The sequence below is a fragment of the Nostoc sp. genome (assembly GCF_036917455.1).
GTDB lineage: Bacteria > Cyanobacteriota > Cyanobacteriia > Cyanobacteriales > Nostocaceae > Nostoc.
In genome coordinates this window covers 19,895-46,316 of sequence record NZ_JBALDK010000062.1, presented here as the reverse complement: position 1 = coordinate 46,316, position 26,422 = coordinate 19,895, and the positions used below count along the sequence as shown (strand labels likewise).

The 26,422-nt window shown below is 40.7% G+C and carries 27 protein-coding genes and 2 pseudogenes; 16 read left to right on the top strand and 13 right to left on the bottom strand.

The annotated features are described in order from the left end of the window. Window positions 1–260 precede the first annotated feature (260 nt). The gene (locus tag V7K42_RS07150; RefSeq protein ID WP_334914830.1) at window positions 261–776 is read right to left on the bottom strand and encodes a L,D-transpeptidase; all 516 of its coding nucleotides are present in this window, start codon (window positions 774–776) and stop codon (window positions 261–263) included. A gap of 113 nt (window positions 777–889) precedes the next feature. Beyond that, window positions 890–1,522, bottom strand: a complete 633-nt coding sequence (locus tag V7K42_RS07145; protein WP_334914828.1) for a bifunctional 4-hydroxy-2-oxoglutarate aldolase/2-dehydro-3-deoxy-phosphogluconate aldolase — start codon at window positions 1,520–1,522, stop codon at window positions 890–892. Between the two features lie 334 nt (window positions 1,523–1,856). Here V7K42_RS07145 and V7K42_RS07140 point away from each other — a divergent pair, with 334 nt between their 5' ends. The 8 genes from V7K42_RS07140 to V7K42_RS07105 all read left to right on the top strand — a co-directional run bounded on the left by V7K42_RS07140 (window position 1,857) and on the right by V7K42_RS07105 (window position 9,252). After that, entirely contained in the window at window positions 1,857–2,129 is a 273-nt protein-coding gene (locus V7K42_RS07140; RefSeq protein ID WP_094344745.1) for a GlsB/YeaQ/YmgE family stress response membrane protein, read from the top strand. 471 nt (window positions 2,130–2,600) lie between these two features. Next, window positions 2,601–3,431, top strand: a complete 831-nt coding sequence (locus tag V7K42_RS07135; RefSeq protein WP_334914826.1) for a metallophosphoesterase — start codon at window positions 2,601–2,603, stop codon at window positions 3,429–3,431. Between the two features lie 274 nt (window positions 3,432–3,705). Beyond that, window positions 3,706–4,539 carry a metallophosphoesterase gene (locus tag V7K42_RS07130; protein ID WP_334914824.1) on the top strand — a complete coding sequence of 278 codons (834 nt, stop codon included), beginning with the start codon at window positions 3,706–3,708 and terminating at the stop codon, window positions 4,537–4,539. A gap of 560 nt (window positions 4,540–5,099) precedes the next feature. Further along, the gene (locus tag V7K42_RS07125) at window positions 5,100–6,020 is read left to right on the top strand and encodes a histone deacetylase family protein (protein WP_334914822.1); all 921 of its coding nucleotides are present in this window, start codon (window positions 5,100–5,102) and stop codon (window positions 6,018–6,020) included. A 253-nt stretch (window positions 6,021–6,273) separates the two neighbouring features. Then, window positions 6,274–6,411, top strand: a complete 138-nt coding sequence (locus V7K42_RS07120; protein WP_334914821.1) for a hypothetical protein — start codon at window positions 6,274–6,276, stop codon at window positions 6,409–6,411. 178 nt (window positions 6,412–6,589) lie between these two features. Further along, a complete protein-coding gene (locus V7K42_RS07115; protein WP_334914813.1) occupies window positions 6,590–7,036 on the top strand; it encodes a tellurite resistance TerB family protein in 447 nt (148 codons plus the stop codon). A 294-nt stretch (window positions 7,037–7,330) separates the two neighbouring features. Beyond that, window positions 7,331–8,686 carry a UDP-N-acetylmuramoyl-tripeptide--D-alanyl-D-alanine ligase gene (locus tag V7K42_RS07110; protein WP_334914809.1) on the top strand — a complete coding sequence of 452 codons (1,356 nt, stop codon included), beginning with the start codon at window positions 7,331–7,333 and terminating at the stop codon, window positions 8,684–8,686. Next, on the top strand, window positions 8,683–9,252 hold the full coding sequence (locus tag V7K42_RS07105; RefSeq protein WP_334914807.1) for a GNAT family N-acetyltransferase: 570 nt from the start codon (window positions 8,683–8,685) through the stop codon (window positions 9,250–9,252). The genes V7K42_RS07110 and V7K42_RS07105 overlap by 4 nt, the downstream gene beginning before the upstream one ends. Here the strand turns inward: V7K42_RS07105 and V7K42_RS07100 are convergent. Continuing rightward, window positions 9,230–9,565, bottom strand: a complete 336-nt coding sequence (locus V7K42_RS07100) for a hypothetical protein (RefSeq protein ID WP_334914805.1) — start codon at window positions 9,563–9,565, stop codon at window positions 9,230–9,232. The two genes, V7K42_RS07105 and V7K42_RS07100, sit on opposite strands and share 23 nt — an antisense overlap. Before the next feature lie 201 nt (window positions 9,566–9,766). After that, on the bottom strand, window positions 9,767–10,168 hold the full coding sequence (locus V7K42_RS07095) for a fasciclin domain-containing protein (RefSeq protein ID WP_104898847.1): 402 nt from the start codon (window positions 10,166–10,168) through the stop codon (window positions 9,767–9,769). 161 nt (window positions 10,169–10,329) lie between these two features. Between V7K42_RS07095 and V7K42_RS07090 the strand changes: the two genes are divergently transcribed. Beyond that, window positions 10,330–10,458: a hypothetical protein gene (locus V7K42_RS07090; protein WP_334914803.1), complete on the top strand. Its 129-nt coding sequence runs from the start codon at window positions 10,330–10,332 to the stop codon at window positions 10,456–10,458. Between the two features lie 469 nt (window positions 10,459–10,927). Beyond that, window positions 10,928–11,572 (top strand): ferritin-like domain-containing protein, encoded by a 645-nt coding sequence (locus V7K42_RS07085; RefSeq protein WP_334914801.1) that lies wholly within the window; start codon window positions 10,928–10,930, stop codon window positions 11,570–11,572. 69 nt (window positions 11,573–11,641) lie between these two features. Here the strand turns inward: V7K42_RS07085 and trmFO are convergent, their stop codons facing one another. The 5 genes and pseudogenes from trmFO to V7K42_RS07060 all read right to left on the bottom strand — a co-directional run bounded on the left by trmFO (window position 11,642) and on the right by V7K42_RS07060 (window position 16,876). Further along, a complete protein-coding gene (gene trmFO, locus V7K42_RS07080) occupies window positions 11,642–12,958 on the bottom strand; it encodes an FADH(2)-oxidizing methylenetetrahydrofolate--tRNA-(uracil(54)-C(5))-methyltransferase TrmFO (protein ID WP_334914800.1) in 1,317 nt (438 codons plus the stop codon). Between the two features lie 109 nt (window positions 12,959–13,067). Next, a complete protein-coding gene (locus V7K42_RS07075; protein WP_334914799.1) occupies window positions 13,068–13,784 on the bottom strand; it encodes a Uma2 family endonuclease in 717 nt (238 codons plus the stop codon). Between the two features lie 97 nt (window positions 13,785–13,881). Then, window positions 13,882–14,697, bottom strand: a pseudogene (locus V7K42_RS07070) (Rpn family recombination-promoting nuclease/putative transposase). 131 nt (window positions 14,698–14,828) lie between these two features. Then, window positions 14,829–15,599 carry a 3-methyl-2-oxobutanoate hydroxymethyltransferase gene (gene panB, locus V7K42_RS07065; RefSeq protein WP_334914798.1) on the bottom strand — a complete coding sequence of 257 codons (771 nt, stop codon included), beginning with the start codon at window positions 15,597–15,599 and terminating at the stop codon, window positions 14,829–14,831. A 164-nt stretch (window positions 15,600–15,763) separates the two neighbouring features. Further along, entirely contained in the window at window positions 15,764–16,876 is a 1,113-nt protein-coding gene (locus V7K42_RS07060) for a ligand-binding sensor domain-containing protein (RefSeq protein ID WP_334914796.1), read from the bottom strand. Window positions 16,877–17,704: 828 nt separating this feature from the next. On the opposite strand from V7K42_RS07060, the gene V7K42_RS07055 reads away from it, so the two are divergent. From V7K42_RS07055 to V7K42_RS07030, 6 genes and pseudogenes are all read left to right on the top strand, one after another. Further along, complete coding sequence (locus V7K42_RS07055; RefSeq protein ID WP_334914794.1) at window positions 17,705–19,135, top strand: form I ribulose bisphosphate carboxylase large subunit; 1,431 nt, start codon at window positions 17,705–17,707, stop codon at window positions 19,133–19,135. A gap of 100 nt (window positions 19,136–19,235) precedes the next feature. Continuing rightward, the gene (gene rcbX, locus V7K42_RS07050) at window positions 19,236–19,643 is read left to right on the top strand and encodes a RuBisCO chaperone RbcX (RefSeq protein WP_334914792.1); all 408 of its coding nucleotides are present in this window, start codon (window positions 19,236–19,238) and stop codon (window positions 19,641–19,643) included. Between the two features lie 46 nt (window positions 19,644–19,689). Then, window positions 19,690–20,028 (top strand): ribulose bisphosphate carboxylase small subunit, encoded by a 339-nt coding sequence (locus V7K42_RS07045; protein WP_334824616.1) that lies wholly within the window; start codon window positions 19,690–19,692, stop codon window positions 20,026–20,028. A 142-nt stretch (window positions 20,029–20,170) separates the two neighbouring features. Continuing rightward, entirely contained in the window at window positions 20,171–20,800 is a 630-nt protein-coding gene (locus V7K42_RS07040) for a GDSL-type esterase/lipase family protein (protein ID WP_334914790.1), read from the top strand. 67 nt (window positions 20,801–20,867) lie between these two features. Further along, window positions 20,868–21,002, top strand: a pseudogene (locus tag V7K42_RS07035) (PIN domain-containing protein); the annotation flags it as partial. Window positions 21,003–21,093: 91 nt separating this feature from the next. Next, on the top strand, window positions 21,094–22,368 hold the full coding sequence (locus V7K42_RS07030) for a ribulose bisphosphate carboxylase small subunit (protein ID WP_334914788.1): 1,275 nt from the start codon (window positions 21,094–21,096) through the stop codon (window positions 22,366–22,368). Between the two features lie 190 nt (window positions 22,369–22,558). Here the strand turns inward: V7K42_RS07030 and V7K42_RS07025 are convergent, their stop codons facing one another. From V7K42_RS07025 to V7K42_RS07010, 4 genes are all read right to left on the bottom strand, one after another. After that, the gene (locus V7K42_RS07025) at window positions 22,559–23,311 is read right to left on the bottom strand and encodes a hypothetical protein (protein ID WP_334914786.1); all 753 of its coding nucleotides are present in this window, start codon (window positions 23,309–23,311) and stop codon (window positions 22,559–22,561) included. 1,064 nt (window positions 23,312–24,375) lie between these two features. Beyond that, the gene (locus V7K42_RS07020) at window positions 24,376–24,762 is read right to left on the bottom strand and encodes a DUF2358 domain-containing protein (RefSeq protein WP_334914784.1); all 387 of its coding nucleotides are present in this window, start codon (window positions 24,760–24,762) and stop codon (window positions 24,376–24,378) included. 75 nt (window positions 24,763–24,837) lie between these two features. Continuing rightward, window positions 24,838–25,401 carry a leucine zipper domain-containing protein gene (locus tag V7K42_RS07015; protein WP_334914782.1) on the bottom strand — a complete coding sequence of 188 codons (564 nt, stop codon included), beginning with the start codon at window positions 25,399–25,401 and terminating at the stop codon, window positions 24,838–24,840. Between the two features lie 191 nt (window positions 25,402–25,592). Further along, window positions 25,593–26,267, bottom strand: a complete 675-nt coding sequence (locus V7K42_RS07010) for a HupE/UreJ family protein (RefSeq protein ID WP_334914780.1) — start codon at window positions 26,265–26,267, stop codon at window positions 25,593–25,595. Window positions 26,268–26,422: the final 155 nt, after the last annotated feature.

Genomic DNA, 26,422 nt, shown 5'->3' with positions numbered 1-26,422 from the left:
TTTACACAGGAATTGTCAGGATTTACGCTTATTTCTTTGGGGGAAAGCGGATAATATCAAATTAGGAAAAGATTTTTAATCCTCAATCCCAAATCTAAAATCCAAACTTGGGATGAATACCCTCTTATATATTTTATTTCAAATTCATTAATTCCGACTCCGAAGATTCTCAGCATCAAATATTGCTGAGAATCATTCAATTGTCTTGATTTATTGTTATTAATGATTTTATCTAAATTGCCTTATAGTTGCTCCACCTACTATTTCTGGATGACTACTGGTGTTCCTATGGATGCCCACTCGAATAGCCATTTTGCATGTTTAGGTGAGAGATTGACACAGCCGTGGCTTACTGGAGTACCAAATCTTTTATGCCAGTAAGCACCGTGAATACCGTAGTTACCTTGGTAAAACATCACATAAGGAACGTTGTCAACGTTGTAGTCTTCTCCGCGCATCCGCGTAGTTTTGAACTTGGATTGAATTTTAAAAGTACCAACAAGAGTGGGAGTAGCTTTTTTGCCAGAGGAAATTGCACTTCCATAAACCACTCTGTCACCTTCCCAAGCTACTAAGCGTTGCTTTGAAAGATCAATTTGAATCCAACGCTTCTCTGATTGTTGTAATGTCTGGATTGTTTGTGCAATCACTTGATCTTTGGAATTCGCCCAAACTTCACTTGTTCCAGTAGTAGTAAAAACACTTAAAGACAGTGCTGTACCAGTAAGGAGTATTTTTAAGCGACGCACCCAGTCAGAATAAATAAGTCTGTTCATTTTAGATACACTCATACTCAAATCATCAGGTATTGAGAAACTTATCAGGTTTCACTTTTATTTCCTTATCCACTACTTTAATAGACGTTAATTTTTGATGATTTGATTCTAATTTAACCTAACTGTTGCATGAGTTTTTTTGCCCTAGATGCGATCGCTTCCCAATTTCCCTCTGTGACAAGCTTTTTGGGAAATAAATCACCGCTCAAACCGACAGCGATCGCTCCTGCTTGCAAAAATTCTTTGGCATTTTCTAGAGTCACCCCGCCAGTAGGAATTAAGGGAATCTGACCTAGTAGCCCTTGCAAACTTTTGATATAATCAGCCCCTCCCACTGCTTGTACGGGAAACACTTTTACACAACTAGCGCCCTGACTCCAGGCGGTGACAATTTCTGTAGGAGTCAGCGCTCCTGGTACGATAGGCACATTTTTTTCTTGGGCTGCTTGAATCATTGCGGGGTCAACATGAGGGGTGAAGAGGAATTGACACCCAGATGCGATCGCTTCTTGTAGCTGCTGCACATTGAATAACGTACCAGTACCAATAGTACAGGCTGGTAATTCTGAGCGTAGTTGACTGATTAATTCTCCAGCGCGATCGCTATTCCAGGTAATCTCAATCAGCTGCATTCCCCCAGATGCTACAGCCATTGCCATTTTTTGTCCCACTTCGATTCTAGGGGCGCGGATGACTGCGATCGCTCTATGTCTTTGCAACTGTGATAACCAAATTTTATTGGGCATTTTAAGTGGGAATTAAGAATTAGTCGCCTGATTTTGCTTCCTTTACATTACTTTAGAGACAGTCTCTAAAAATTCAGCTTAATTCTTCTAGTAGAGGAGAGAGGTAAGTAAAAAGGCATATACTGCAATTACCAAGCAATAGTTTAATAAGCTCCTAGTTCAAGACCTACTAGGAGTTTTTTTTATCTCAGTGGAGGCAAATATCAATAAACCTAGTTGTGATTAAGCTATTCCTCATGGATATTCATGATTAATTCTGATGGTAGATGGAATCAAAAGATTAAGATTGATAGTATATAGCTGTGAGTGAAAAACGTTTACCGAATTAATAACAATGAATATTCTTGCTTGGATTGTTTTAGGTCTAATTGCTGGTGCGATCGCTAAGGCTATCTACCCCGGTCATCAAGGCGGCGGAATCCTGGGAACTATTTTATTAGGAATCATCGGTGCTTTTGTTGGCGGCAGCTTAGGAGTATTTTTCAGTACAGGAACGTTAAGTTTAGCAGCTCCGACCCTCAGCATTCCTGGTATTGCAGTAGCAGTTCTTGGTGCAATTGTTGCAGTTTTCCTCTGGAATTTAATAACCAACCGCAGCGCTGTATAAGAGCAAAATTGCGGATAATGAGTGAAGGGAATTTAGTAAATTCATTTAACTATTGTGAATTAAATAAAAAAATAGCGTCCGCCTGTTATTATGGTGACGCTATTTTTTTATTTATTGATAAATAAAAATTTGTAGGATTTTAATGGTGTGCGATCGCTCAGTGTAAAATTTTATTAAAAGTCTTAATTAGCTCTAAGAATTCCTATACCAGCTTTTCTTTCAATATAATCTGCTAAACCGTATAGTTGATTTATATCCGTTACATCAATCGCTCTCTCCCCGTTTTTCAGAGAAATGCACCATACTCTGATGTGAAATAACAGCAAAGTTAGGTCTGATTTAAACAAGTATAAATACCCTAAAGTCTATAGATTTAATAAAATTTTCAATAAGTTGCACTGCTCGATACACACAAAGCAACAATGTTTGGTTAAGCTGTAAGCGCTATGATTAGAGTTTATTGAACGTCTTATGCACTGGTTATTATCTGGGCCGTTGAGTACTGAAGAATTGACGGTTAACATTGCAGGGTTGCCTGCATCGTTACAAGGTAAGAAGCTGGTGCAGTTGTCAGATTTCCACTACGATGGTTTGCGGTTGTCGGAAGATATGCTAGAAAAAGCGATCGCAGTTACTAACGAAGCTAAACCAGATTTAATTTTATTAACTGGTGACTACGTAACTGACGATCCGACACCCATTCACCAACTGATACTTCGACTTAAATATCTGCAAAGCAGCAGTGGTATCTATGCGGCTCTTGGTAATCATGATATACATGGCAAAAACGCCAAATCAGAAGTGACAGATGCCCTTACTAGCATTGGAATTCACGTCCTTTGGAACGAAATTGCCTATCCACTAGGAAAAGAATTGCCAATCGTTGGACTGGCTGATAGTTGGTCGCGGGAATTCTACCCTGCACCGGTCATGAATCAACTAAACCCCGATACACCCTGCATCGTTTTATCCCACAACCCAGATACTGCGGAGATACTGCAAGCATGGCGAGTTGATTTACAATTATCTGGTCATACTCACGGTGGTCAAATCGTGATTCCCGGATTTGGCCCGGCGGCATTGGCTTACAGCAAGATTACAAAAAACATCCCCTTAGCAGTGCGCCGTCGAGTGCCATTTCTAGAAGTAAATGTTTCTGTAGTCAAGCATTGGGAATGGGCACAGGGTTTCCATCGGATCGGAAAAAATCAGATGTATGTCAATCGTGGTTTGGGAACTTATCTCCCAGGACGCTTATTTTGTCGCCCAGAAGTTACTATCATCACGCTACAAAGTGAGTAACTAATTCAAACTTCAAAATTAAAAAACGGAATAGCAGCAGGTATTTCGGCTAATGAATGCCTGCAAACTAAGGCAAAGTCTTCTTAGACTATCTTTAGATTTAAGCTAATTAGTTAATTATTTTTGGAATATAAGTACTTGGACAGAATTAATTACACCATGATTGTAAATATTTTTGTCCAACTACTTGCGACATAAATTATTGCAGTTTCTCAAGTTACATTTTTATTTTTGGTAAGCTGTAAGCGCTGGTATGAGGAGTATCGGTTGGCTTATGCATTGGTTATTTACGGGGCATTTAAGAGTAGATAAAATCACGGTTAAGATTGCGGAACTTCCAGCATCTTTACAAGGTACAACGCTAGTGCAGTTGTCAGATTTTCACTACGATGGTTTGCGGCTGTCGGAAGATATGTTAGAAAAAGCGATCGCACTTACTAACGAAGCTGAACCGGATTTAATTCTGTTAACTGGTGACTATGTAACTGACGATCCGACACCGATTCACCAATTGGTGCATCGACTCAAACATCTGCAAAGTCGCTGTGGTATCTACGCTGTACTGGGTAATCATGATATCTATTACAGCCATTCAAAAGCAGAAGTTACACAGGCGTTAACTAGCATTGGGGTGCATGTGCTTTGGAATGAAATCGCCTATCCATTCGGAAAACAATTACCATTGGTAGGACTAGCTGATTATTGGTCGCGGGAATTCTACCCCGCACCAGTCATGAATCAACTAGATTCTGTTACACCCCGCATCGTTTTATCCCATAACCCAGATACAGCTAAGATACTGCAACAATGGCGCGTAGATTTGCAATTATCCGGTCATACCCACGGCGGTCATATCGTCATTCCTGGCATTGGCCCTGTAGTATTTTATTATAAAAAGCTACTCAAAAAAATTCCCAAAAAATTACGGCGTTGGGTAACATTTTTTCTAGGAGACTGCTCGAAAGTCGTGCGATATTGGGAGTGGGCGCAAGGGTTTCACAAGGTGCAAAAAAATCAATTATATGTCAATCGGGGTTTAGGAACTTATAAACCAGGACGTTTATTCTGTCCGCCAGAAGTGACTGTAATTACCTTAGTTAGTCATTAGTCATTTGTCATTGGTCATTGCTCTAAATAAATGACAAATGACTAATGACACTCAAAGCAGAAACCGCCAGAAGCTACGATGGATGAATATCAGCAGCTTGAGGCGGTTTATTGAAGATTGGAGAATTCAGAAGTAAGTAACTCAACTAAGGTGGATAATATTCGCGTAGGCGTAAGCCCGTCGCAGACATCGCTCTACTCAGAATTGCACATCCCAACATCCTAACTAGGCAGGCATTTTCTGGCTGTACGTCTTCAAACCTCCAAAACAACTCATTAAACTAAAGGTAAAATTCATTGAATGGATGCCACAACCAATCATAGCGATCGCAATATTATTAGAGCATAAGGCACAGGCTCTAATATGAAAGTTTTTGTTAACTTTTAACCTGTTTGTACCTTGTTCTTAATCTAGCATCGTGTTTATTCATCTGAGGTACATTTTTATGAAACTTAAGCTTTTTCGACTTCATTGGTTTTTTAATACAAAGAAAAACGGTTTGTGCCAGTGACGATACAATAAGTAACATTCATTGTCCTGCTGCCAAGCTTTTTCGTCCTATGCTGCCAGTCATCTATTCCGACGAATTTTTAGATCACAAGACTGGAAAATACCATCCTGAAAAACCAGAACGTTTAAGTGCGATCGCCACTGCCCTAAAAGCAGCTACATTCGCAGATAAAATTGACTGGCGATCGCCCACACCAACATCAGAACAGCCAGCACTAATGTCTATGTTGGTTAAAGCCCATAGCCCAGCCTACATCAAAAAACTTTGGCAAATCGCTTCTAGTGGTGGCGGCCCTCTGGATGGAGATACGCCAATTTCCCCGCGCAGTTATGATGTGGCTTTGCTGGCAGTCAGTGCATGGTTGGATGGTGTTGAAGCTGTGTTAAAGTCGGCTAATCCAACTTTTGTACTATCACGTCCCCCAGGACATCATGCAGAAAGTGATGCTGGGATGGGCTTTTGCCTATTTTCTAATGCGGCGATCGCCGCATTATTTGCCCTCGAACAACCCGGAATTAACCGTGTTGCCATCCTTGATTGGGATGTGCATCACGGTAATGGTACGCAAGCGATCGTTGAAAGTGAAGCACGCATCGCCTACTGTTCCCTACATCAATATCCCTGCTACCCCGGTACTGGCAGAGCGACAGAACGCGGCTTTCATAATAATGTATTAAATTTACCAGTCCGCCCTGGTAGCGATATTGCAGAATATCAGCCACTTTTTGAAAAACAGGTTGTACCATTTTTAGCGAACTTCCAGGCAGATTTACTGATTGTAAGCGCTGGTTATGATGCCAATGCCGCAGATCCTTTGGCAAATATCAATTTGCAGCCAGAAGATTACGCTTTATTTACTGATTATTGTCTAGGCATAACTCGTAAAATTCTCTTTGGCTTAGAAGGTGGTTATGACTTTGAGACTCTTTCGCAATCAGTTGTAGCGACAATTGAACGCTGTTTAGTTTAAGCTTTCCTTGGTTTCTTGAAATGGGGACTAGGGAAGAGCAAAGGAGCAGAGGCATAGAGGCGTAGAATAATAATGCCTAATGCTATTCTTTCTCAAGTTCATTAAATTTTCTGAAATAAAAATTTTGAAGGATGTTCTGAAACAGCTAAAGTTTTGTTAAGATGCAATTGCTAGCAGTTTCTCAGCGAAATTCACCCCTCGGGATGTGGAGAAATAAAAAGTACTAGCAGCACAAAGTTCAAAAGGTGAAGCAATGACCACCTACATTTTCTTCGATGAAGCCCTGCGGATGCTGACAAACGCTTATTTAATATCAGTGGTACTGTTAATAGCAGCTTCTGGTATAGGTTTGGCGGTAATTGAAACAATAGAAAAGACAGAAGAACACTAAGTTTACAGATAGCAGTGTACTTCTTACCAAAACCATTGGGTGCAAGTGTTCGCCGTGGAAAGATCTTGGGAATACTAAAGCATGAAAGTCTCACAGCGTTACAGTCTTATCTGTAAATCTACCAAACATATAAGTAAGACGGTAACGCTATTGGGACTCTAACCAAGGAGTTAATATAATGAGTCTATTCGACGCTGTTTTGGGCACAGAAGGCCAATCCCAAGCAGCACTCAGTCCTGCGGAAGCTTTTGCTGTTATTGTTTTGGTGGCAACAGCGTCAGATGGTTATCTTTCTGTCGAGCAAGCAAATTCTATCACTTTTGTGTTGTCTCGGATGAAACTTTTTAAAATTTATCCTCATGAAATGATGGATAGGCTGTTTGACAAAATTTTGGGCATTATCCAAGGGGATGGTTTTAATGCTTTATTCAATGCAGCAAAAGATTCTCTATCTCAAGACTTGCGGGAAGCAGCCTTTGCAGTAGCCACTGATTTCGTCTTAGCTGAAGGGATTATGGTAGAAGAAGAAAAAAACTTCTTAAACGATCTATATCAAGCATTAGGCATTTCTAGTGAAAGAGCAATCCAAATTATGCAAGTAATCTTAATTAAAAACCGGGGATAGGGCAATGAAATATATGCTTAATTAAACTATATAAATAGCTTATAAATAAAGCGTGCCAAAGAAGTTAGGCTTCTTTGGCACGCTTTTTGGTGTTATTGTGACTAGGCTTAGATTCGCGCCTTTTCGGAGAAGTCACAAATCTAGAAATTACGCACAAGATATTCTCCAACCTCTAAAAAAATGAGGATCTAGGGTTGAGGTTTTAAGTGCGTAAATCCTGAAATCTTGTTGTTCAATGCACTATTGTGTCATAATTCGATTTTCTAATTTTGAACTTTAAATTGTAAATTACTTATGCATTGTTCTGCTACCCTAACCCAACTGCTTGAAGTTATTTTGGCCAGTCCGATAAACTTATCTCAAACTACTTTAATACAAGTAAGTAGTGGTATACAAACAGATAGCCGTGCCCTCAAGCCAGGTGAAGTATTTCTGGCTTTGCGAGGCGATAAATTTGATGGACATGAATTTGTGCCAATTGCGATCGCAAAGGGTGCAATCGCTGCAATTGTAGATTTTGAATACGAAAATCCCGGTTTACCGGTATTACAGGTAAAAGACACTCTCAAGGCATATCAACAAATTGCTAGATGGTGGCGCGATCGCTTTAATATTCCTGTAATTGGTGTAACTGGTTCTGTGGGTAAAACTACAACCAAAGAATTGATCGCCGCAGTTTTAGGGACAAAGGGACGAGTTCACAAAACTTATGGAAATTACAACAACGAAATTGGCGTTCCGAAAACTCTCTTAGAACTTGGTGCAGAAAATGACTACGCCGTGATTGAAATGGCGATGCGGGGTAGGGGACAAATTGCCGAACTAACCCAAATAGCGCGTCCAACAATTGGAGTAATTACCAATGTGGGGACGGCACATATTGAGTTACTGGGTTCCGAAGAAGCGATCGCTGAGGCAAAATGTGAGTTATTAGCTGAAATGTCTGCCGATAGTGTGGCAATTCTCAACCACGATAATCCCCTATTAATGACCACAGCAGCGAAAGTTTGGCACGGAGAAGTTTTGACTTACGGCTTTTCTGGTGGGGATATCCAAGGGCAATTAATTGATAACGAAAGGGTGGAAGTTGCAGGAATCCAACTACCCTTACCACTACCTGGTCGTCATAATGCGACTAATTTCTTAGCAGCTTTAGCGGTGGCAAAAGTACTGGGGATCGATTGGGCAACCCTTAAAGCAGGTGTGGAGGTGGATATGCCCACAGGACGATCGCAGCGATTTAACTTGGCTAATGATGTGGTAATCTTAGATGAAACTTACAATGCTGCACCAGAAGCTATGATTGCAGCTTTGCAATTATTGGCAGATACACCCGGAAAGCGGAAAATTGCCGTGTTGGGTGCGATGAAAGAATTAGGGGAGCGATCGCAGCAGTTGCACCAGCGAGTGGGAGAAACAGTACGAAAATTGAATTTAGACGGTTTGTTGGTTTTGGTAGATGGAGAAGATGCCGAAGCGATCGCTCAAAGTGCCGAAGGTATTCCATCGGAGTGCTTTGCAACTCATAACGATTTGGTGGCTAGGTTAAAGACATTTATGCAAACAGGCGATCGTTTATTGTTCAAAGCCGCCCATTCTGTGGGGCTAGATCGGGTTGTCAATCAGTTACGTGCAGAATTTCCCAAATGAATCTACCGCTAGAAACCGAACGTCTCATATTGCGAGACTTTGTAGAATCAGATTGGCCAGCAGTTCATCGATATGCTGGCGATCGTGAAGTTGTGCGCTATTTGACATTTGGCCCTAATAACGAAGAAGAAACCAAAAGATTTTTGCAAAGAGAGATTGCATTGCAACGCGAAAAACCCCGTCAGCATTTTGCCTTAGCAGTGACTGTGAAAGCCCAAAATCAATTAATTGGTATCTGTCGCATATCCGTTAAGGATATTAATAATAAAACAGGCTCTATTGGATACTGTTTTACTAAGCAATTTTGGGGATACGGATATGCAACAGAAGCTGTAAAAGCAATTCTATCCTTTGGTTTTCAGGAGTTAGGCTTACATCGCATCTTTGCGACTTGTCACCCAGAAAACATTGCTTCAGCACGAGTTATGCAAAAAATCGGAATGCAGCAGGAAGGATATTTGCGAGAACACCATTGGATTAAGGGAGAATGGCGAGACTCTTGGCTATATGCCATCCTTGAGCATGAATGGAGAAGTCTAGATTTCAGACGTTATTGGAAAAAGTAGGGGTGTTACTGTAACGTCTTTGAAAAATAATTGCTGCCAAATTAGTCACCAAACAAGTGATTGCTAACCACAGCAAGATGTAAGTAGGAGCCATCACCACGCCAATCATGAACCAAGTATATACGTGCAATATCATTATAGAAGCGAAAAAGCCGGCAATTCCAGCAGATTGCCACACTTGATAGGATGGGCGACGCAAGGCTACTAGGCTAATCGTTAAAATTGTGACAATCAAGTTCGCTGGTACGAGAAACGCACAAATACCTATGCAGTTGCCACGAGAGAATTCTACCAAGGTGTTAAAGTCGAGCATTAATTTTTCGGGATAGATGTTAGCTTTTCAGGAACTTAATTTATTTTAAAATAACTAAATTTACATTAACAGATGAGTGAGTACTCACATTGCAAACATAACATAAATTAAAATATTGAGTCGCGTTTTGATACTACTCAATAGTTAGTTAATTATAAAGATTTTGGACAAGTAGGGTGGAAAACACCCACCCTAGCTAAATTAACCGGGTAAAATCACGGTATCGATAACGTGTACCACGCCATTATCAGCTTCGATATCTGCTGCTAAAACCGTGGCATTTTTAACTTCAAAACCATCTGAAGAATGAATTTTAATAGGTGAACCTTCCACAGAATTAACCGTACCGAGTTCTGCCAAATCAGCCTTTAGCAGCTTTCCGGGAACGACATGATACTTTAAAATCCGCGTTAGCTGGGGAATATTTTGTAACAGAGTTTGGATAGTTCCCGGTGGTAACTTGGCAAAAGCATCGTCATTGGGTGCAAACACAGTGAAGGGGCCAGGACTTTTTAATGTTTCTACTAAACCAGCAGCTTGTACAGCCGCTACTAGTGTTTTGAAAGACTCAGCCGTAACTGCAATATCAACAATATCAGCCATATATGTTACCTAAATTTCTGCAAAATATTTTAAAGGATAATAAACCTATTTGAAGTTTTATTAAATAAAATAAATTTAAAATCAGGCTTTGAATAAATTCGACGTAGAGGCATACTTCACAGTCAGACATCACCTTATGATGTTTATAGAAAAATTTCTAGTTGATTAAATACCTGATGCGTGAAGTGGCGGCAGGGGATTATCAGCGATCGCTTCATTCAAACAATGCTCGATTATCCTATCGAGATGAAGCCTTACCGCCCACCATAAAAACTGGCTACACAAAGTAGTCTAGGGCAAAACTCATCACTTCGCAAGTCAAGTACCGATGTTTGACAAACACGCCTTTGCTAGCCCTCTATAGAGGAAACTGAGCTTTTAACTATTTTCTATCTCTTCATCAGCATCACTGAATAAATTTTGGTGGTATAAATAATGAAAATTTGACTTTCCTTGTTATTCAAGGCGAAGCAAATAATCTTACTAAATGCTTGACTACAGTACGTTTCGTAAAAAATAACAAAATAGTATTTATCCCATTCTAGTGTAATTGATGACACAATTGCCAAAATGAGTTACAAATGAGCAGTTATTGACTTGGAAAGTGAACATCTAGTCAAGACACATTAGAACTATTTGTTGGGAAAATTCTTTTCATCCAAAGGCAGTACTTGCAGCCAGGGTTATTCATACCCTGGCTACTCTCTGATTTTCATATCCGCATCAACGAACAGTAATATTTTTAGGAGACACTAACTCATGGACTATCAAAGCCCTTTAAGCAAAAATTCCTCTCGCCGTGCGCTAATAGTGAGTGGGGCAGTCGGTGGTATAGCGACTGCATTGGGTTTGCCGCTGTTTGCCCAAAATGCTGATGCTCGAACAACAACTTATGGACGAAACGATGCAAAAATTCTGAACAATGCTCTTTATTATGAACACCAGGCGATTTGGGCTTATGGCGCTGCTGCTGGCAAGCTAACTAGTACTGAGGTTGGTAAAGCTGTTTTGGCTTTAGCGCTCCGCAACCAAGCCGATCATAAAAAACATCGGGATGCTCTAGCAGCTACTATCACCAGTTTGGGTGGAACTCCAGTAAAAGCAGAATCTAGCTATGATCTCTCATCATACATCAAAAAGGGTGAGGGAAACTTGGATAGCGATGTGAATATTGCCAAGCTGGCTTTAGCTTTGGAGACTGATGCTGCGATCGCCTATAGCCAAGAAATTGCTAAGTTGAAAACTCCAAAATTGATTACTGTCGGGGCGAGTATCGGCTCTACTGAAACTGCCCATGCTGCCGCTATTCGTGCCACTTTCAAAGCATTAGGAGTGAATCTCGAAATTGTACCAGCGTCTTTTGTTAGCCGTGAAACTCGTGAAGCCTGGGTGTTGAAAGTATAGATGGGAAGCAGAGGGAAATTGCAATAAGTCTTTCCTCTTTGCCCCTCTGCCTCTTATGCCCAATATCCATTAATTACGATCGGCTTTCCAGTTTGCTAGATCGGTTAAAGAGCGATCGCGGTAACGTCCATAACGCTCTGGTTTACTTTTGATTTTCATTCCTAAATCAGGAAAAATCCCAAAATTGGGCGGCATTGGTTGAAAATGCTTCGGTGAAGCGGAACTTATAAATTCCAATAATGCACCCATCATTGTTGTTGGTGGTAAAACCAAAGCTTCTTTACCCAAAGCTAGCCGTGCTGCATTAATTCCCGCCAAGCAGCCACCCGCAGCCGCAGCAGTGTAGCCTTCAGTACCAATCAACTGTCCAGCAGCTAACAACGTTGGACGCTCTTTAAATTGCAGAGTTGGATGCATTAGCTGAGGAGCATTAATAAAAGTATTGCGGTGCATCACTCCTAACCGGACAAACTCCGCCTTTTCTAAACTGGGAATTAGCTGAAATATGCGTTTTTGCTCACCCCAACGCAGATTAGTTTGAAATCCTACCATATTCCACAGTTGACCGGCTTTATCTTCTTGTCGCAACTGCACCACAGCATAAGGACGTTCCCCGGTGCGAGTATCTGACAATCCTACTGGCTTTAGGGGGCCGTAGCGCATGGTATCTTCCCCACGCTGTGCTAGTTCTTCAATGGGTAAACAGGCTTCAAAAAATTTCGCTGTTTCCCGTTCAAAACCCTTGAGTTCTGTTTGTTCCGCTTTGCAAAGTTCTTCTCTAAAGTGCAAATACTGCTCTTTATTCATTGGGCAGTTGAGATAGGCGGCTTCACCTTTGTCATAACGTGAGGCCATAAAAGCAACGTCACGGTTAATCGATTCTCCGACAATAATCGGACTCGCGGCATCGAAAAAGCTGAGGTATTCCATCCCCGTAAAGCGTTGCAAATCTTCGGCTAAATCGGGACTCGTTAAAGGCCCGGTTGCCAAAACTACAATTCCTTCAGGAATCGCAGATACTTCACCCCGACGAAATTCAACTAAAGGATGATGTGCTAAAGTTTGAGTCAAATCTTGGCCAAATTGTCCCCTGTCTACCGCTAGCGCCCCACCAGCAGGTACGGCGTGTTCATCAGCTTTGGAAATGACGATAGAACCAAGTTGACGTAATTCTTCGTGCAATAATCCCGCCGCGCGATCGCTTGCCATTGCCCCAAAGGAATTACTACACACTAATTCTGCCAAATGTTCTGTATGATGAGCAGGGCTGAAGCGTTTTGGACGCATCTCATGGAGAATTACTGGTACTCCAGCTTGGGCTATTTGCCACGCTGCTTCAGTTCCAGCTAGTCCACCTCCAATTACTTGTATCGGTTGTTGTTCCATAGTTAAATTTTTAGTTCTTAATATTATAAGTATCCATCAGCATCACAGAAGAAAAAATAAATAGAAGAGGCAAACTCATGACTTACTTCTGTAAATACAACAGTAACAATTACAAATTATCTGTATCAATTTCCTTTTCTTTGAGTTTAGCTAGCAATTCTTGATAGCGATCGCGCTCTTTTTCTAATTCCTGTAAAGCTGCCTCCTTTGCTTGACGTTCCTGTTCTGCACGTTGACGTTCTTGTTCCCGCAACTGGTCAATTTCTACGGGACTCAAAAACTTTTGTCCAGAAGGGGAAAAAATTTCTAGCATATCCGATGTTAGTTGAAAACGCATTCCTAAACGCGGACTTACCCAGCCATTCATTTCTTCAATGACTTCAAAACTATCCCCAGAACGAAGTAATCCATTTAAATCATTCTTCTCAGGATCGTAAATATAATATTCTTCCACACCGTAACGCTGGTAAAACTGCAATTTTTTGGTCATTTCTTTGAGGGTGTTACCTGGCGAGAGAATTTCAAATACTACCTGCGGGGGTATATTATCTTCATTCCACTGTAAATAGGAACCCCGTTTTCTTTTTGGTCTGCCAAAAACTACCAGCGTATCAGGCGCTTGTTTAATATTAGGGCTTCCTTTAACTGGATACCAAAACAAATCTCCGGCGATAAATACATCAGCCGAGGATGCAAATAAGATTTCTAAATTTTCTTTAATTTTGACAATCCATGCAAATTGTTCTGTATTATCCGCCATTGGTTGCCCGTCACTTTCTGGGTAAATAACTTCGATTGGGGTTTCTGGTGTGACTTGTTGTACCATTGCTGCACCTCCAAGTATGGGGTTTTTAGCTGATATTTTTAGTTAAGAAGATGTGTAGATACAAAGCGGCTTGTAGCCAGATATAGCTTGTCTGAACTTATTGATTGAGAGGTATTTGCTGTACTGCTTGCTGGACTTGTGCAACATCCAAATCTAACGCCTGTGCGATCTGTTCCACACTTAAACCTAGTGCTAGCAGTTTAGGTACAGCTTCTAACTTTGCCTCAAAACGACCTTCTTGTTTGCCTTCTTGTTTGCCTTCTTGTTTAGCTTCTTGATAAACCCGTGTTTGCTTCAACTCACTTAACCCAAACATCGCTTCTATCTCCTCTCGACTTATGTTAGGCAATTTATAAACCAGGATTGTCTCTATTAATTCTAGTAATTGTTTTTGTGGAAGTTGTAAATTTACCGCTTGTTTGGTACGGTTGATTAAAACTCTTGCGGTAGTAATAGTTGTATCTTCATTTTCAACTACTAATTTTAGGGTAGCAATACCTATTGGTAGTGATGCAGCTTCGCCTAGTTCATCTAAGTAAATTATACTAATACGATCGCTATTGAAGAATTCGTGGCAATCTTGTCGTTCACCAGTATCTATACTCCTTCTGGGATAAATCACTACTCCTCGCCAAGAATTTTTAGATTTCTTTTGCCGCAAATAGAGAAATGCTTCCGAAACTAGGCGTAAATAAATATCTTAATCTGGTTGGAATTGAACTTCAACGAAATAAATCGGATTTGCTTCGTCTTGAGTGGGAAGAAATACACCATCTATTCTAAAGGCAGTTTGTTTGATTTCAACTGAAGAGAATTGATAGGTATTTGCAGTCTCAGGAGGATTGCCAATCAGTTCAAAGAAGATACTGGGGAATTCTTGAAATAGGCGATAAAATATACTGTCAGTTTTCACTCTGGATTTTATAACACAGTTTATAACTTCAGCAATTTTATAATGTGCTGTTCTCTGATTGCATAAATTATCCCAGATGAAAAACTAGCTATTTAGCAGCTTTTTGTATTTTTTGATCGTAAAATCCATGTTTATGGAAATTTGCGATCGCGCACTTCCACAGCATAATCTTGTACAGCTTTGGTAATCGTCTCCCGCAAGTTGGTGTAAACCTTGGCGAATGGTGGATGCTTCTCAGCAAGTCCGATTACATCTGAGGTAACTAAAACCTGTCCATCGCAGTGAGTTCCTGCACCGATACCAATTGTCGGAATCGTAAGTTTTTGTGTAATTTGCATTGCTAAATCTGCGGGGATATGCTCTAAAACTAGAGAAAATACACCTGCTTGTTCCAGAGCGATCGCTTCAAGTAAAATTTTCTCACTCGCTTCTTGGGTTTTGCCTTGTTGTCGCAAACCGAGTTGATGTACTGATTGCGGTGTCAAACCTACATGACCCATTACCGGAATTCCAGCTTCTACCAAACGGGCAATCGTTTCTGCGATCGCTGGATAGCCACCCTCCAATTTTACTGCTTGAGCGCCCGTTTCCTTCAATATCCGCCCAGCTGAGTGCATTGCTTGTTGGAGACTTTCTTGATACGTCAAGAATGGTAAATCTACAACTACTAATGCCCGTTTTACCCCGCGACGCACAGATTTTGCGTGGTATATCATCTCATCTAAAGTTATCGGCAGTGTTGTTTCATACCCTAAAACTACTGCCATAGAGTCACCCACAAGGATTAAGTCTACACCAGCTGCATCGATGAGTTGAGCGATCGCATAATCCCAGGCCGTCAATGCCACAATTGAACGTCCCTGTTGTTTCCATTGAATTAATTGCTGGGTAGTGATTGCCATTTTTTGAGTGCTGAGTGCTGAGTAGTGAGTGCTGAGTTAAGAGTTAAGAGTTACGAGTTAGAAGTGAAGATAGAAGTTAGGAGTTAGCGGTGAGATAGGAGTAAATAGTTGAGAGTTTAATTTAATTCATAACTCCTAACTCCTAACTCCTAACTCTTAACTTGTCATTTAACGGCGCGACTGAAAGCAATATGGGTTTTTGCACTGTCCGTTTTGGGCATTAACCAAGCCAGACCTTCACTAGTGCCAATCCATAATTTATTAGCGATGTCAGGTACAAGGGCAAGAACCCGACTAGAAGGAAGTCCAGCAACTTCTGCATCTAACACAGCACCTGTATTTGGATTTAATCGTAACAAACCATTGCTAGTTCCAACCCAGACACTACCATCTTTAGCAAAACGTATTGCTGTCACATCACGCCCACGTAAACGAGTTATAGAACGTAACACCGCACCGGTTTTTGGGTTAATAACTAGTAAATTATTCGGCATTCCCGCCCAAATTAATCCTTCTGGACTGATAGCTAAAGCTTGAACAGTCGTCCCTGGCAAATCGGCAATCCGCTTCATAATCCCAGCACTAGCGGTATTTACTCGCACCAATCCATCAAGAGTACCAACCCAAAGTTGACCTTCAGCATCTAAAGTTAGGGTATTGGCGCTGACACCAGGCAGATTTTTGACTGTTGTCATAATTAAGCCTTGGTCGGGACTAATTAAAGCTAAACCGCTATCGGTTCCAGTCCACAAATAACCTCGTTTGTCAAGTAACAGTGACAAAACCCGTTTAGAAGGCAAAAATAAATTCTGTGCGGTGATTTCATTCGTGCGAGGGTCTACTCGAACTAGTCCGCCATAACTTCCTACCCACACACGTCCTACTTTGTCTTGGGCTAAAGCACCAATGGCAACATTCGGTAAGCTAACACGAGAAATAATCTTGCCAGTTTTAGGATCAATCCGCGACAATCCCCGCCAAGAACCTACCCAAAGATTGCCTGTAAAATCTTCCAGCAAGTTACCGACACGATAATCAGTTACTGGCGAATTTTCTTGTACTCCCCGTTCATCAGGCAAGGATTCTACTCGCGGTGGCGGTGCAGAAGGTGGGTAAGCGGGGGTTAAATCAGATGGTTTAATGTCAGGAGTTTTTTGTGCCCATCCCATACTTGGCACAGCTATCAACCCCAGCAACATAGAAGTAATCAATAAACTAGTACGCTTGCAAAACAATACCACGGTGACATTTCCTTTGGAGACAGTACCCCTAGCCATTACCTAACCTGGCTTTGGGTTAATTTCAGTGTTCCCCTCGCTGAGATTTTTTAAACGTCATCTGGAATTTTTGTCAAATTTTATTAGGATTGGGAATTGGAAATTGAGAATTGGGAAAGAATTCTTATAACTCCTAACTCTTGTACAGACGCGATTAATCGCGCTCTCGAAAGGCTTCTGTACAGTTATTGATGACATCTTGTAAAGCATTTGTAATAAAATGTTAAATATTTCTTTAATAACAAAACTAAATATATAAGTTCAAAACTTTGAAAGAATAACTTATCGAATTCTTGATATATTGTGAAATAAGTTACAAATTACGTGATGTGCGATTTTTTATCTTTAGCTCATCACTCTACTAAATCTCTGTCAAGTAAATTCTTTTGTGGTATCTTTTCCAGCAACGGAGAAGATATAGGGAGTGTAAAGGCGGGAATGTGTGCCAGTCAGCCCAATCCCCTGAATACCCCGAATTGTAGGGGAATTATCTAAATCAATCCGTAAAAAGCGGAACTTTTGGTGAAATTGAGAAGGTTTAGTCGGGTGCGAAAAAGAGGTAAAAAAGAATTTTGATTCGTAGAAAGAGGCAACAGTAGAAGCGCTAGGTCGTGTACCCCTAGAAGGGGATAACACTGGTGAGGAGGGCTACCACCGCTACCAAAGTGTCAGCCGCAAAAAAACTGCTACCCTTTGCAAAAAAACAACCCCTAACAAAAATTTTTCCCAATCTTCTCCCCGATGAAGGGGGGAAAAAATTGGGTGAGGGGAAGTTGCACAAAACGTGATTTGATAATTAACAAGAGTGATTTCAGGGAAGGATAAAATATGTCTTACGCTCAAACGAAGACTCAGAGCAAATCTGGGTATCAAGCCGGGGTTAAAGATTACAGATTAACTTATTACACACCCGATTACACACCAAAAGATACCGATCTTCTAGCTGCGTTCCGCATGACACCCCAGCCTGGTGTTCCTCCCGAAGAAGCAGGTGCGGCTGTAGCGGCTGAGTCTTCCACTGGTACTTGGACAACTGTGTGGACAGACTTGCTCACCGACCTAGATCGCTACAAAGGTCGTTGTTATGATATCGAACCAGTTCCCGGCGAAGACAACCAGTATATTTGCTACGTTGCCTATCCTTTGGACTTGTTTGAAGAAGGTTCTGTAACCAACGTATTGACCTCAATTGTCGGTAACGTATTTGGTTTCAAAGCTCTGCGCGCACTACGTTTAGAAGATATCCGTTTCCCAGTAGCTTACATCAAGACCTTCCAAGGGCCTCCTCACGGTATCCAAGTTGAGCGCGATAAGTTAAACAAATACGGTCGTCCTTTACTGGGTTGTACCATTAAGCCCAAATTGGGTCTTTCTGCTAAGAACTACGGACGCGCTGTATACGAGTGCTTACGCGGTGGTTTGGACTTCACCAAAGACGACGAAAACATCAACTCCGCACCATTCCAAAGATGGCGCGATCGCTTTTTGTTCGTAGCTGAAGCTATCAACAAAGCTCAAGCAGAAACAGGTGAAATTAAAGGTCACTATCTAAACGTCACCGCCCCCACCTGTGAACAAATGTTGCAACGGGCTGAGTACGCTAAAGAACTCAAGCAGCCCATCATCATGCACGACTACCTCACCGCAGGCTTCACCGCCAACACCACATTGGCTCGTTGGTGCCGCGATAACGGTATCTTGCTACACATTCACCGTGCTATGCACGCTGTAATCGACCGTCAAAAGAACCACGGTATTCACTTCCGTGTATTAGCTAAAGCCCTCCGGTTATCTGGTGGCGACCACATCCACACCGGTACAGTTGTTGGTAAGTTGGAAGGTGAGCGCGGCATCACAATGGGCTTCGTTGACCTATTGCGTGAAAACTACATTGAGCAAGACAAGTCTCGTGGTATTTACTTTACCCAAGACTGGGCTTCTCTACCTGGTGTAATGGCAGTTGCTTCTGGTGGTATCCACGTATGGCACATGCCCGCGCTGGTAGAAATCTTTGGCGATGACTCCGTACTACAATTCGGTGGTGGTACTCTGGGACACCCTTGGGGTAACGCTCCTGGTGCAACTGCTAACCGCGTTGCCTTAGAAGCCGTTATTCAAGCTCGTAACGAAGGCCGCAACTTGGCTCGTGAAGGTAACGATATCATCCGCGAAGCTGCCAAGTGGTCTCCTGAACTAGCTGTTGCTTGCGAACTGTGGAAAGAAATCAAGTTCGAGTTTGAAGCAATGGATACCGTCTGATCTGGGTTAACAGTTAAGAGTTAAGAGTTAAGAGTTAGGATTTGCATTAATTCATAACTCATAACTCATAACTCATAACTCTTCAGGGCTGGGGTCAAGCATGAATCTTAAGCAAATTGCGAAGGACACAGCCAAAACTCTCCAAAGCTATCTGACTTATCAGGCTCTAAGGACAGTATTGGCACAGCTAGGCGAGACAAATCCTCCATTAGAACTTTGGTTGCATAACTTTTCGTCTGGCAAAATTCAAAATGGTGAGTCATTCATTGAGCAACTGTTGCGAGAAAAACCAGATTTGGCTTTGCGAATCATGACTGTCAGAGAACACATTGCGGAAGAAATAACGGAATTTTTACCGGAAATGGTTCGCACTGGCATTCAGCAAGCCAACATGGAGCAGCGTCGCCAGCATTTAGAACGCATCACACAAATAGACACATCTAACCCCAGTCTGCAACCAGAACAGCAAGCAACTTCAGATCCGAATTTGGATAACTTATCCAATTAGTTCGGTCAACCTAGTAGTAAAAAATCGCAACCCATTATCAAAAGCTATGCAAACTTTACCAAAAGAGCGTCGTTACGAAACCCTTTCTTACCTGCCACCTCTGTCTGACGCTCAAATTGCCAAGCAGATTCAGTACATTTTGAACCAAGGTTACATTCCAGCGATCGAGTTTAACGAAACTTCTGAGCCAACAGAATTATATTGGACACTGTGGAAGCTGCCTCTGTTCGGTGCTAAATCTACTCAAGAAGTATTGAGCGAAGTTCAAGGATGCCGTTCTCAATTCAACACCAGCTATATCCGTGTTGTGGGTTTTGACAACATCAAGCAGTGCCAAATTCTCAGCTTTATTGTTCACAAACCCAACAAAGCTAACAGATACTAAAAACTAGCTATTAGTAATTAGTTGATCCCCATAGGAGAGGTAGAATTATCTACCTCTCCTATTTACTAGATTTTGTTTGAAACGCATAGGCGCTTCGCCTTCCCGCAGGGTAAAAGCGTAGAGTTATTCTCTCTGTGCCTCTATGTTTTTTAAGAGAGTAATAATGCTACAAGAGGTAAGAATTTGTTTTGTTGGTGACTCTTTTGTTAACGGTACCGGCGATCAAGAATGTCTTGGTTGGACAGGGAGAGTATGTGCTAATGCTAATAAAAGAGGTTATGACATTACTTACTATAATTTAGGAATTAGGCGTGATACTAGTAGTGATATAGCAAATCGTTGGTTACAAGAAGTATCACTGCGATTACCCAAAGAATATGATGGCAGAGTTGTGTTTTCTTTTGGATTGAATGACACAACATTAGAAAATGGTAAAACTCGCGCAGATTTGGCAGATTCGCTCAAAAATGCCCGTGAAATTTTAAATAAAGCTCAAAAGTTATATCCTATTTTGATGATTGGCCCAGCACCATACGCAGAACAAGAAGATAGTCAAAGAAGGAAGAGAAATATTGATTTATCTAAACAGTTTGCTTTAATTTGCAATGAATTGAATATCCCATATTTAGAGGTTTTTCCAATATTAGAAAAATCAAGTATCTGGATAGATGAAGCAAGAGCTAATGATGGCGCTCATCCCAGAGCAGGAGGTTATGCAGAATTTGCTAAAATCGTGGAAAATTGGGATGCTTGGTTAAATTGGTTTCCCTAAAGTTTAGCAATGGGCAAATAGCGATCGCCCTAAGTTATTCTATAAAAAAAGGATTAACCACGTTACTGTTGTTGCTACACTATCTTTACATCATCGCGATCCATTTGATCGAATTTTAATTGCACAAGCACTCGTAGAAAATATACCTATACTGAGTGCTGATAAAATTTTTGATGCATATCCAATTGGGCGTTTGTGGTAATTAGCGCTCCTTTTCTACCAAAAGATAAATAAACAGTCATTACCAAAAAAACTTAACATTACTTTAGGCAGTGCTAGGCAAAGATAATTTTATGGGTTACTACATCGCTCCCCGCTTTCTGGACAAACTGGCTGTCCACATTACCAAAAACTTTCTAAAGCTTCCTGGAGTAAGAGTCCCAGTGATTTTAGGTATTCACGGACGCAAAGGTGAAGGCAAAACATTTCAATGTCAATTAGTCTTCGAGAAAATGGGTATCGAAGTGACTAACATCTCTGGCGGCGAGTTGGAAAGTCCAGATGCAGGAGATCCAGCGCGGTTGATTCGGTTGCGATATCGAGAAACAGCAGAACTGATCAAAGTACGCGGCAAAATGTGCGTACTGATGATTAACGATTTAGATGCGGGGGCTGGACGCTTTGATGAAGGCACTCAATATACTGTAAATACGCAGTTGGTGAATGCCACACTGATGAATATTGCTGATAATCCCACAGATGTGCAGTTACCTGGAAGCTATGATTCCACACCTTTACATCGTGTGCCGATTATTGTCACAGGTAATGATTTTTCTACTCTCTATGCACCGTTAATTCGGGATGGACGGATGGAGAAATTTTACTGGGAGCCAGACAGAGACGACAAAGTGGGAATTGTCAAAGGGATTTTTGAACAGGATGGACTGTCGCAGAAGGAAGTTGAACAGCTAGTTGATACTTTTGTCAATCAGTCAATTGACTTTTTTAGCGCTTTGCGATCGCGCATTTATGACGAACAAATCCGCAACTACATCCATAAAGTCGGTTTTGAGCGAGTATCTTTGAGTGTAGTTAACAGTACTGAAGGGCCACCAGAATTTAAAAAGCCAGATTTCAGACTGTCTCACTTAATTGAGTCTGGTAACTTTCTCGTTGGCGAACAAAAACGGGTAGAAAATTCCCATTTAGTTGATGATTACAATCGACTCAATCGAGGTAGAAATTCTCAATCTGCACCACCTGTTGCTGTAAAACCAATTAATCAGCCTTCAAGCAATGGTGCAACTCAAGAAGCAAAAACTAATGGATTCCAGAAACAGGAAGCATTGAGTAGCCATTTAACCCTGGATACACAAGCTCAAATTAGGCAATTATTGTCTCAAGGTTACAAAATTAGCATTGAACACGTGGATGAGCGCCGCTTCCGCATGGGTTCTTGGCAAACTTGTGTTCATAGCCACATTGATGCAGAGTCTGATGCAATATCAAATTTGGAAGCAACTCTGGCAGAATATAGCGGTGAGTATGTGCGCTTGGTAGGTATCGATCCGAAAGCCAAGCGGCGGGTGGTGGAGACGATTATTCAGCGTCCAGATGGGAAAAATTAGGGATAGATAATTGAGAAAGAGCGATCGCTTTTGTCAATTCTCAAATAACTGGAAAAATATGCTTCCTCAATTCCAAGACTTACGCAAAAAATAGCCCAAACCTTAATTTTTTGGTAGGGGCAATTAATGAATTGCCCCTACTGGGTTTAGTTTTGCTAAGTCCTCAATTTGATAGCTGAATCCTTACCCTTTAACTACAAGTAGCAGCTGAAGCTGAGTTAACCTTTGTTAAATCGCCAGTGAATACTGCTGTGTATATATAAGGTGATGAACCAGTGCAAGTCATGGAATTTGTATTAGCGCGTCGAGGAGTCCACCATGACTTTGCTTGCACAGTCAAATTTGTGCCATTCCATGATAAGGTTTGGACAACTAAAGAGTTTGTATTTCCATTATCTGCCTTTTTAGCAGATAAAAATGTGGCATAGTTAACCTCACCATTAGCTGGATTAATCCGGGCTATAACTGCAACTTTTGGGCCGCCTCCGCTACCATAGCTAGACAACCAACGCCCAGTTGCAAAGCGGCGAAAATCACTACCAGTTTGACTGCCGGTGGAAGAGTAAACGCCATATAAAACATCTCCACCATTCCAATACAATCCGTAACCTGTACCGTCGTCATTCGTTGTTTCGTAATCAGTCCGACACCATGATTTAATACTATTGTTAAAACGGATAGTTACAGGGTTTTTGTTATTAGATGAGACTTGCTGATAACCAATGTAAAAGGCTGAACTTCCATTAACTACTCTGGGGCCATTTTTAGCTTTGATTGTCGCTTCACTATCATTACAACTGAATGTTACAGCACTACCAATAGATGAATTGATAGTTTCAGCAAAAGCCGGACGAACTTTTTGTGTGATTACTAAATCAGCTACTAGTAATACAGACAAAGAGAAACCTGCCAAATACTTCTGTAGTTTGGGAGAATAAATCATGGTATAAACTTGCCGAGAAATTGTAAGGAAAAACACCGTATTACTATAAACTCTAATGACAGTTTAAACAAGTAATTGTTTTGAAAGTCTCAGATTGCAGCATTGTCAATATCAGTAAAAATGATATTACACTACAAAATGTATAAGCTAAGATGCATGATATTATCTGAATTATTCTTCAAGAAATGGCATCTCAGGAATCACAGTCAAGATGCTCTCTTAGAGGATGTTTGAAAAATCCTCTTGTCGGTATCAAAAATTTTAGATCCCCCTAAATCCCCCGATCAATTGGGGGACTTTGATTCTGGTTCCCCCCCTTTTAAGGGGGGTTAGGGGGGATCTAAAAGTGCCTAAAATCACAGCGAAACACTTGTTCATTCAACCTCTAAGAGAAGCTGGGCGAGTGTCTTGAAAATTACTAAATCATAGATTTGGTGGAGATACAAAAACTTAGTTTATTCAGGCGATTTTTTGATCAGAATTAATTTTCAATTCTGACGAATAGCACCAATATTGCTGTTTGATAAATTGCGATGTCTACGACGGGCTACACCTACGCACTAGTCAGCAACAAATAGTTTTAATGAACAATTAGCATTTGCTCATTCTCTATATCTATTGTTAGAAGCTTTAATCCATATTTGAATCAGTTTTTTTCTGTCCATCGGATCTAAATTCAGCTTTTTCTAGAACATAGATATATTTATTAGAGAGGGTTCTAGAGTTAGTTTGGCTTAGTAAAGCTGTTTTCTGGTTCAGTAATATTCGTGAATAATTTTATTTTTATAAAACCAATACATACATCTGAGTAATTTCTCTTAATTCAGAGACTGCATCTGGTTTTTTGGACGATTACTTTAACGTTAGTGATTCATCATAATGGGTTCTAATGTCGGCGTATAGACGCATAGCGGTTTGTCATCCTCATCTACAAGGTGTAACTTCAAGATGGAAAAAAACTAGATTTGAAGTAAGTATTTATATGGAAGAACGAACCACAGAGACGCAGAGGACACAAAGGAATGAGAGTTTGAGAAATATTTTGCGTAAGTCCTATATATTGATTAAATTTTTTTAGCAAATAAATGCTGCTTTAATACATCTAAACGCGAACAATTCCAATAATCGATATGGGAGACAATCAAATTATCAGAGTTAAGACCTAATTCACTCCAACCAGGAATAGAAATTCTTGGCTTCCAGGGAAGAGGAGTATTCCAACTGAGTGTCCACTCAGTTTTTATTGTGTCTCCTAAACGTTGAATATTATGTAAGTCTATCTTGGGATCTAAAAACCAAGTTTGGATAAAATTAATCATTTCTTTATAACGTTTAACACCACTAAATTTATTCAGTGGATCTTTAAAATAAACGTCTGGAGCGTAAATAGTGTAAGTTTGATTTACTGGGAATCTTTGATAGTCTTTTTTGAGGATTTCAATGATATCCATAATAAATAGAGATATTTGTAAATTACTTTAATATGTCAACTTGGGACGGATATAAATCCCGATTAAAGGTCAAAATTAACCTTCGTTCCATAAACGTTCTAGCTGATACCGCCAAGTAGCTAAAACTTCTTCTCGCGCCTCCGAACTTTGATTGATTTCACCCATAAATCCTTCTGCATAAAAGCGTTCTAAGCTTTGCATAGTAGCTTGGAGAGATTGTCCTTGTTGTTTTGCTGCCTGAATAATTTGCCGGATGCGGCTTTCAATTAGTCGATTAAAAACATTATTTAATCTAGCCTGATAGAGAGATACAAGTCGGTTGATTGCATTGGACAAATCTGTACTCACTAAAGTGCCACTATTATGTTGAAATACTCCCCAAATTACTCCTTCATACAAAGCGTAACGTACTTCTTGAGTGTCATCAAAGTTGGCTTCTAGGAACTGTCCTAAAAATGGTTGCCCTTCTTCTACGGACACAATAGGTAGTAAAACTCGTAGCCAAGTATTATCTTCGGAAAGTAGCACCAACAGCCGAAAAGTAGAAGTGTCTACTTGCCACGATCCTGGCTCGATCGCACTAATAGCCGATGTGCCAAATAATTCTGTTAACGTATCCGCAATTTCTTCAACTGTCATAAGCCTTTGTTTACAACATATAGCTTCTAGATTAGCGCAGAGATGTATCAGCTTATTCACTAAAACTTTGTGGTGCTGCTGCAAAAATTCTTGTTGTAAAAAAGTTTCAGTTCCCTTGAACGCGCAGTGGGGGCATACAGCTAAGTGTACGCCCCCCAAATAATGTATTTCACTAAATTGAAATATTTTATTTAGATCGTTGAATTGCTCAAAAACACGATACCGATCGCACACAAAGCGAAGCCAGCAATGCTAATTTTCCAGGGTAAAGTTCGGTTTCTTTCTCCCAGACCCATTCCAACACCAATTTCTCTGGCACTCATGGCAACCACAAACAGAGTCAATGTCATACCTAGTATATAGGCAACTAATGGAATGATTCCTGCCCCAATAATAGATTCAGCTACAGTGTAACCCTGAAATGAACCAGCACTGATGCCCATCAGAGCAAGTACCACAAAGCTTGGTTGATTTGGAATTATCAGCATAGTACCAAAAACGATGGTAGAAATGGCGAACGCTATTTCTATGGATGGTAAATTTAGCTGGAATAGATGAATTACAATGCCCAAAATTGCTGCTAAAACAAAACATCCAGCGATCGCAGCGCCACGAACAAACATAGATGACAGTAAGCCAATAGCAATAATACCCACTAAACAATCCAAACCAATTACTGGATCTGCCAATCCCCAGACAAAGCCTTCCCAGCAGTTAGCGATCGTATGGTTAAGTGGTGTTCCACTCAATGAACTCAGTAAGCTAATTAAAATTAAAGCTGCGATCGCTCCAATATGGCGATCGGCTAACTTTGAGGTATAAAATTCTGGTGAAGCACGGAATTGTGAGAATTTAGTTTTGAACATCACTATATGCCAAATTAGTTTTTTCGGTAATTTATACTACCCACTTTCCTAAAAAACTAACAGTTATGTAAAGCCGCAGTTGCAGGAACAGCCCCTGAGAATAAACTGTATTAATAATCACCAGCACTTGAAATTTAAGATGCGATCGTTAATTA

Coding starts and splice junctions, on each gene's coding strand:
- V7K42_RS07110 (WP_334914809.1), top strand. CDS start 7,331: ATGCATTGTTCTGCTACCCTAACCCAACTGCTTGAAGTTATTTTGGCC.
- V7K42_RS07145 (WP_334914828.1), bottom strand. CDS start 1,522: ATGCCCAATAAAATTTGGTTATCACAGTTGCAAAGACATAGAGCGATC.
- V7K42_RS07085 (WP_334914801.1), top strand. CDS start 10,928: ATGGACTATCAAAGCCCTTTAAGCAAAAATTCCTCTCGCCGTGCGCTA.
- V7K42_RS07010 (WP_334914780.1), bottom strand. CDS start 26,267: ATGTTCAAAACTAAATTCTCACAATTCCGTGCTTCACCAGAATTTTAT.
- V7K42_RS07055 (WP_334914794.1), top strand. CDS start 17,705: ATGTCTTACGCTCAAACGAAGACTCAGAGCAAATCTGGGTATCAAGCC.
- V7K42_RS07030 (WP_334914788.1), top strand. CDS start 21,094: ATGGGTTACTACATCGCTCCCCGCTTTCTGGACAAACTGGCTGTCCAC.
- V7K42_RS07020 (WP_334914784.1), bottom strand. CDS start 24,762: ATGGATATCATTGAAATCCTCAAAAAAGACTATCAAAGATTCCCAGTA.
- V7K42_RS07015 (WP_334914782.1), bottom strand. CDS start 25,401: ATGACAGTTGAAGAAATTGCGGATACGTTAACAGAATTATTTGGCACA.
- V7K42_RS07100 (WP_334914805.1), bottom strand. CDS start 9,565: ATGCTCGACTTTAACACCTTGGTAGAATTCTCTCGTGGCAACTGCATA.
- rcbX (WP_334914792.1), top strand. CDS start 19,236: ATGAATCTTAAGCAAATTGCGAAGGACACAGCCAAAACTCTCCAAAGC.
- V7K42_RS07105 (WP_334914807.1), top strand. CDS start 8,683: ATGAATCTACCGCTAGAAACCGAACGTCTCATATTGCGAGACTTTGTA.
- V7K42_RS07140 (WP_094344745.1), top strand. CDS start 1,857: ATGAATATTCTTGCTTGGATTGTTTTAGGTCTAATTGCTGGTGCGATC.
- V7K42_RS07115 (WP_334914813.1), top strand. CDS start 6,590: ATGAGTCTATTCGACGCTGTTTTGGGCACAGAAGGCCAATCCCAAGCA.
- V7K42_RS07045 (WP_334824616.1), top strand. CDS start 19,690: ATGCAAACTTTACCAAAAGAGCGTCGTTACGAAACCCTTTCTTACCTG.
- V7K42_RS07095 (WP_104898847.1), bottom strand. CDS start 10,168: ATGGCTGATATTGTTGATATTGCAGTTACGGCTGAGTCTTTCAAAACA.
- trmFO (WP_334914800.1), bottom strand. CDS start 12,958: ATGGAACAACAACCGATACAAGTAATTGGAGGTGGACTAGCTGGAACT.
- V7K42_RS07060 (WP_334914796.1), bottom strand. CDS start 16,876: ATGGCTAGGGGTACTGTCTCCAAAGGAAATGTCACCGTGGTATTGTTT.
- V7K42_RS07135 (WP_334914826.1), top strand. CDS start 2,601: ATGCACTGGTTATTATCTGGGCCGTTGAGTACTGAAGAATTGACGGTT.
- V7K42_RS07125 (WP_334914822.1), top strand. CDS start 5,100: ATGCTGCCAGTCATCTATTCCGACGAATTTTTAGATCACAAGACTGGA.
- V7K42_RS07150 (WP_334914830.1), bottom strand. CDS start 776: ATGAACAGACTTATTTATTCTGACTGGGTGCGTCGCTTAAAAATACTC.
- V7K42_RS07040 (WP_334914790.1), top strand. CDS start 20,171: ATGTTTTTTAAGAGAGTAATAATGCTACAAGAGGTAAGAATTTGTTTT.
- V7K42_RS07120 (WP_334914821.1), top strand. CDS start 6,274: ATGACCACCTACATTTTCTTCGATGAAGCCCTGCGGATGCTGACAAAC.
- V7K42_RS07025 (WP_334914786.1), bottom strand. CDS start 23,311: ATGATTTATTCTCCCAAACTACAGAAGTATTTGGCAGGTTTCTCTTTG.
- V7K42_RS07130 (WP_334914824.1), top strand. CDS start 3,706: ATGCATTGGTTATTTACGGGGCATTTAAGAGTAGATAAAATCACGGTT.
- V7K42_RS07075 (WP_334914799.1), bottom strand. CDS start 13,784: ATGGTACAACAAGTCACACCAGAAACCCCAATCGAAGTTATTTACCCA.
- panB (WP_334914798.1), bottom strand. CDS start 15,599: ATGGCAATCACTACCCAGCAATTAATTCAATGGAAACAACAGGGACGT.